This is a genomic window from Emticicia sp. MM, from assembly GCF_001649495.1.
This window is the reverse complement of the sequence record NZ_LXHX01000081.1, coordinates 1-5,987: the sequence shown is the minus strand read 5'-3', so window position 1 is coordinate 5,987 and position 5,987 is coordinate 1. Positions and strand designations below refer to the sequence as shown.

Annotated in this window: 5 protein-coding genes and 1 pseudogene; all 6 read right to left on the bottom strand. The window is 39.0% G+C overall.

Going from position 1 to position 5,987, the window contains the following annotated elements; translation table 11 throughout:
• Positions 1-69: 69 nt before the first annotated feature.
• On the bottom strand, positions 70-3,309 hold the full coding sequence (locus tag A6M55_RS09720; protein WP_064197424.1) for a DUF1553 domain-containing protein: 3,240 nt from the start codon (positions 3,307-3,309) through the stop codon (positions 70-72).
• A 23-nt stretch (positions 3,310-3,332) separates the two neighbouring features.
• Positions 3,333-4,757, bottom strand: coding sequence for a c-type cytochrome domain-containing protein (locus A6M55_RS09715; RefSeq protein ID WP_064197423.1), 1,425 nt, complete (start codon positions 4,755-4,757; stop codon positions 3,333-3,335).
• Positions 4,758-4,872: 115 nt separating this feature from the next.
• Entirely contained in the window at positions 4,873-4,992 is a 120-nt protein-coding gene (locus tag A6M55_RS17690) for a hypothetical protein (RefSeq protein ID WP_409012485.1), read from the bottom strand.
• Positions 4,940-5,215 (bottom strand): DUF5615 family PIN-like protein, encoded by a 276-nt coding sequence (locus tag A6M55_RS09710; RefSeq protein ID WP_064197422.1) that lies wholly within the window; start codon positions 5,213-5,215, stop codon positions 4,940-4,942. The genes A6M55_RS17690 and A6M55_RS09710 overlap by 53 nt, the downstream gene beginning before the upstream one ends.
• On the bottom strand, positions 5,212-5,436 hold the full coding sequence (locus A6M55_RS09705) for a DUF433 domain-containing protein (protein WP_064197421.1): 225 nt from the start codon (positions 5,434-5,436) through the stop codon (positions 5,212-5,214). The genes A6M55_RS09710 and A6M55_RS09705 overlap by 4 nt, the downstream gene beginning before the upstream one ends.
• Positions 5,437-5,492: 56 nt before the next feature.
• Positions 5,493-5,987: pseudogene (locus A6M55_RS17450) on the bottom strand (excinuclease ABC subunit A); the annotation flags it as partial.

Genomic DNA, 5,987 nt, shown 5'->3' with positions numbered 1-5,987 from the left:
TCGAGCTTTCGATTCAATGCCGAAAACTCAGGAGAATGAAGTTTGAAAGTATCGTCGTGATGTGCCATTTTATCGTTTGGTAAGGGTTGCGTCTGAGTTTAAAATCGTACTTGCCACAACCGCATTGGCGGCTACTGCGGCGGCATCGAAAGTTGGGTCAATTTTATAAAGTCCTGTTTTTAGCCAACCTTTAGTTTTATCAGGATTTTGCTTAAACTGCTCATATTCAGACTTTTGCAATGATAAGAGTAAGTCCAACTCTCGTTCAGTTGGCATTTTACCGCTTAGTTTTCGGTAAATATCAATAATGGCTTTTCGTATATTAGCTTGTTTGGTCATACTTTCTCCCATTACTTTGGCTGCTTCGATAAACGTTGGGTCGTTGAGCGTCACGAGGGCTTGCAAAGGGGTATTGGTCTTTTGTCGGCGAACCACACAATAGCTACGAGAAGGAGCATCGAATGTACCCAAAGTAGGATTTGGCACCGAACGCTTAACAACCACATAAAGGCTACGGCGATAAATAGCATCGCTAGAATCTTGCGTGTAATGCGTGTTATTGATTTCCCAAAGGCCATCGGGTTGGTAAGGTTTCACGCTTTTACCTCCAATTTTTTTATTGATTAAGCCACTTACTGCCAGTGCATTATCTCGCATCATTTCGGCCGAAAGTCGATTGCTCGGCCCGTGCGAAAGCAGACGGTTTTCGGGGTCACGCTCACGCACTTCTTTGGTGGCTTTTGAATCTTGTCGATATGTGGCCGACATCACGATTAGTTTATTGAGTTTTTTTATATCCCAATCTTTCTGAAAATCAATAGCCAGCCAATCAAGTAATTCGGGGTGGCTGGGCATTTCGCCTTGATTGCCAAAATCTTCGGTCGTTTTCACGATGCCCGTGCCGAAGAAATTTTGCCAAATTCGGTTCACAGCTACTCGTGCAGTGAGCGGATTTTTTTCATCAGTAAGCCACTGAGCCAAACCAAGTCGATTTTTTGGTAAATTGGCAGGAAACGCAAGAATATCTTTAGGGGTGTTGGGTTTTACTTCTTCACCCAAAGCATCATATTGCCCTCGGTGAAGTAAGTGCGTAACTTTCGGTTTGGGCATTTCTTGCATAACCATTATTTCAGCGATTTTTTCGCTTGAATCAGATAAAGCCGTTCGGAGCTTTTGTAATTCTTTTTGGGCCGATAAAACCGTTGGACTGATGGCCGAAAGGTAATATTCTTTCAAAATCGCTTTTTCTTGGGCATTTAATTCGCTTGATGATTTATTTGAAATACTGCTCCAATCAGCTTTTTTTGCTAAGATTTTTATTTCAAATGGCGTTAAAGCTCGGCTGTAAACTACGGCGTCGTCAACTTTTCCACCCTTAAAACCTAAGCCACGCCACCAGCCACCAATTTGTAAAGCTGGCTCTGATTTAGAATAAAAAATGATGTCTTTGTATAGTTGGTCGATAACGGTTTCCATAGCCATTTCTTCACCATCAAGATATAATTTGAAGCCATTGGCTTTGGCCGAACCATCATAGGTCATGCTTAAGTGCAACCATTTTTCACGAGGGGCATCTTTCAAACTCAATTTTGTAATGGCATTGGAAGGGGCGGTGTGAGCCATCGTGATTTCTAATTTATTATTGCGTAGAAATAAGTGGTAGCCCTTGAAATTATACAAACGCTCGGCATTACTTTTATGGAAAATCACACCATCTTTCATTTCTTTCGGAATGTAGGCCCACATACCAACCGTAAAAGCCTCAGATTTCCGAAAAACACCCACGTCTTTTAAATCGGCATAGACATCGCCATCTAAGAGTAAGACTTGCCCTTTAGAGGTTTTCTCGAAAGTTGGTTTATCGAGCGTACCTGCATCACGACGCATCACGCCCGTTTGTTTGGGGTTGATACTATTTCTGAGTGAATCTTCAAACGTATAAAATCCTTGTAAGTTAGCTTGTGGTGAAGTATTGTTGGTCAATGATTGATATTCATTATTTTGAAGCCATTTTTCAAAATCTGCCGATGCTGAATTTTGTGTTTCGATAACTTTTTGCTCTTGCTCGGTGATGGAGTTTTTGATAAAATTAACGACTTTTTCTTGTTCAGCAGTAGGTAAAAGTAGGGTAGGCGTGGGAAGGTCATCATTCCATGAAATTTGACCTGCTTCCCGTACATTATTAAAGAAACTGAATAATTCGTAATAATTTTTCTGCGAAATTGGGTCATATTTATGGTCGTGGCATCTGGCACATCCAACCGACATCGCCAAGAAAGCATCACCAAAAGTATTGGTTCTGTCCATGACATATTCTGTCTGAAATTCTTCTTCCACAATGCCACCTTCTAAATTTTGAGGGTGATTTCGATTAAAAGCTGTAGCGACTAGCATATCTTTTGTGGGCGAAGGAAGCAAATCACCCGCTAATTGTTGGTGGATAAAACTGCTATAAGGCATATTGTCGTTGAAAGCCCGAATCACCCAATCACGGTAGGGCGACATATCTCGAAGGCGGTCAACGGTATAGCCATGTGAATCGGCAAAGCGTGCTAAATCGAGCCAATCCGTGGCCATTTTTTCTCCATAATGTGGTGAAGCGAGTAATCTTTCTACTTGTTTTTCGTAGGCGTTGGGGCTATTATCGCTCAAAAAAGCGTCAATTTCTTCGAGAGTTGGGGGCAGTCCAGTCAAATCAAATGATAAACGACGCAATAAAATTTCTCTCGAAGCCTCCTTCGATGCCAACAAACCTTCTTGTTCTAAACGACTAAAAATAAAATTATCAATTTGATTAATAGGCGAAAAAGGAAGCGTGTTTTTAAGAGGAGGAATAGACCTTTTTTGTGGTTTCACAAAAGCCCAATGAGGTTGATAAACCGCTCCATTTTCAATCCATTTGATGATGACAGCTTTTTCGTGAGCCGACAAACTCAAATGAGATTTGGGCGTAGGCATCACGTAAGTTGGGTCGGTCGAAAGAATTCTGTGGAAAACCTCACTTTTCTTTAAGTTTTTTGGCGAAATAGCTACTTTTTCTGGACTTTCGGGCAGTTGTGCATAAGCGGCCTCAGCTAAATCTAAGCGTAAACCTGCTTTTTGCTTGGCTTTATCGGGGCCGTGGCAAGCAAAGCATTTATCGGATAAGATGGGCTTTACATGAAGATTATAGTCTAAGGTTGCGGGTAAATTTTTATACGCAATGGCCACATCTTCGGGTAATTTTGCGGGGTCGGCAAGCTGATGCCCATTCGGCTTAAATGCCCACAAATAAATACAAGCAATGAGTAATAGTAGGTATTTTTTCATGATTGACCTCTTGCTTTAAATTCTTATTTAATCGTTCTATTCGTATCAGGCTTTGAAAACTGAAATTCTCCTGTTTCGATTTGTAATTTGGGCAATGCCTTTTTCAATTGTTCAATGCCCGATTTACTCGCTTTGGTTTGCCATAAATAAACTACTTTTAAGTTGGGGTATTTTGTCAAAGCTTCCAACCCTCTATCAGTAATATTTGTGCCGTATAAATTGAGTTGTTCGAGATTTGGTAATGTTTTTAAATGTTCTAAAGAAGCGTCTGTTATGGCAGTATTTTCAAGGTTTAATTTTTTTAGGTTTTTAAAATTAGTGATTTTCTTGATAGCTTCATCATTGACTGGTTGATTACTTAATCTTAGGTTAACGAGTTGATTACTAGTGCTTTCTAAATCGTTTAATAATGAAGGTTGATAGTTTCTGACATTCACAAAATTGGCCGAAATATAATTTGAACCATTGTTTAAATAAGTAATTCCAATGTTTTGTTGTTTTAATTTTTCCAACACCGTTGGACTAATGGCCTCTACATTATTTGCCACTAATCTTGAATCCTCTTTTTCAATGATTGGAATATCTGCAATTGCTTCAGATGAAATCTGTGTATTTTGAATGAAGGTTTGCTCCAAAGGCCTTTGATTAGAGATGGTCTCTATTTCTTCTACAAAAGAAGCCCCTTTTTTTATCCAAAAATGGATAGCCGAAATCTCACTTTTGGTAAGCTGCGTTTTCCCTTTTGGTGGCATGTGTTTTTCATCATCTTCGGGTAAAATTAGGTGAGTGAATAAGGTGCTTTTGCTTGGATTTCCAGCGAGTAGAATTTGCCCATTTTTACCACCTTTTTTGATAAATACTTCTGTATCTAAACGTAAACCACCTTTCTTTTTGCTTGCTGAATGGCAATTATAGCACTTTGTTTTCAGAATCGGCACAATCTTATCTCGATACACAAAAGATTTTCTTACAGTATTTTGAGAGCTTGTTTTTGTGCTATCAATGCTATCAAAAGAAGCCATTTTTGTGCTATCTATGGGTGCAGAAATGGCGGTTTTTGTAGAAAAAAAGTAGCCTTCACCGTGTGTGAGATTTCCTCCGAAATGCCCCGATATCATCAAACAAATGATGGTTGCAGTTGCCAAAATCCAGCGATAATTTTTGAGAAAATAGGCTAAAATTCCGAGAATGGCCGTGCTTATGCCCGTCCATTGATGTTTGAAAATGGCTTCGGTTTCGTAGTCGCCAGATTGGGCTAAAAACCAACCTGCGATACAGGCCATTACAGAAGAAATCGTTCCGAGAAGTAGTGCTAAATTAATGGCAGCATTCATGTCGATTTTTCTGAATTGCTGTACAACCATCATTACATAAGCAAAAATCAGAATGCCGATGGGCAAATGCACAATGAGTGGATGTAAATGTCCGATTAATTCTGTTTGAAACATTTTTGTTTTTGTACAAAGATTTTCTCAAAATTAATCAAATTTACTTCTCAGAAAAGAAAGTAGTAAAATTAGATTTTATGCAGATAAAATAGGATGGAGGGTATTTTTGGAAAAGTTAGCCATCGTAGATTTCAAGACAATCAAGCTCTTTATCTTTCAGGAATTCATTAATGACTTCAACTTTATTGACTATAATTTTTGCTAAATGATTGGTTGAGCAGTTTCGGACTCGCAACCATAGAATTTTTTGGTGGAGGTGAATTTTCAAGAATTATATTGTCAAAATCTTCATCTAAAGTCAAAATAGCATCGAAACCTTGTTGTTTAGCATTTCTGAAAATGACAATATCAGGTGCATCAGTCCAACCAAGTGTGCGAATGTGTGCAACTTCAGTGAAGAGATGATTAATATGCGAAATTATACGAAAAGAAATGTTTTGGTCGATAACAATTTTCATGCTGCAATCAAAGTTCGTTTGGCTCGATTGGCAGAAAATTCAAGAGCGGCTAAAATATCTTCTTTAGTCAATTCTGGAAAATCAAGAAGGATTTCATCAAAACTCATTTCGGATGCTAACCACCGTAAAATATCTTCTACGGTGATTCTCATGCCACGAATACACGGTTTCCCGTTTCGTTTGCCTGCTTCGACAGTAATAATATTTTTGAAGATATACATTTCGTTGAAGTTTTTACAAATATAAACAATCCAATTTTATTTGTTTGGCTATAATGCTATAATTTCCCTTTCAAGAAATCAGCCGTAAAATTTCCTTCGAGTTTTACCATTGCTTCGGGTGTGCCTTCAAAAGTCAAATATCCACCTTTTTCGCCACCTTCGGGGCCTAAATCAATAATCCAGTCGGCCGATTTAATTACTTCCATATTATGCTCGATGATAATCACGGTATCACCTTGGTCAACCAAAGCATTAATGGCTTTCAAGAGTTTTTTGATGTCGTGGAAGTGCAAACCCGTAGTTGGTTCATCGAATACAAAGAGCGTTTTACCTTTATCAGCATTGCCTTTGCTCAAGAAAAACGCCAGTTTTACACGCTGTGCTTCGCCACCCGATAGCGTACTTGACGACTGCCCCAAACCAATATAACCCAAACCCACATCTTGAAGGGGGCGAAGTTTATCGGCCAGTTTTGGTTCGGTGGTGCTGAAAAAATCAATGGCTTCGTCAACGGTCATTGCCAAAATATCGGCAATATCTTTTTCATTATA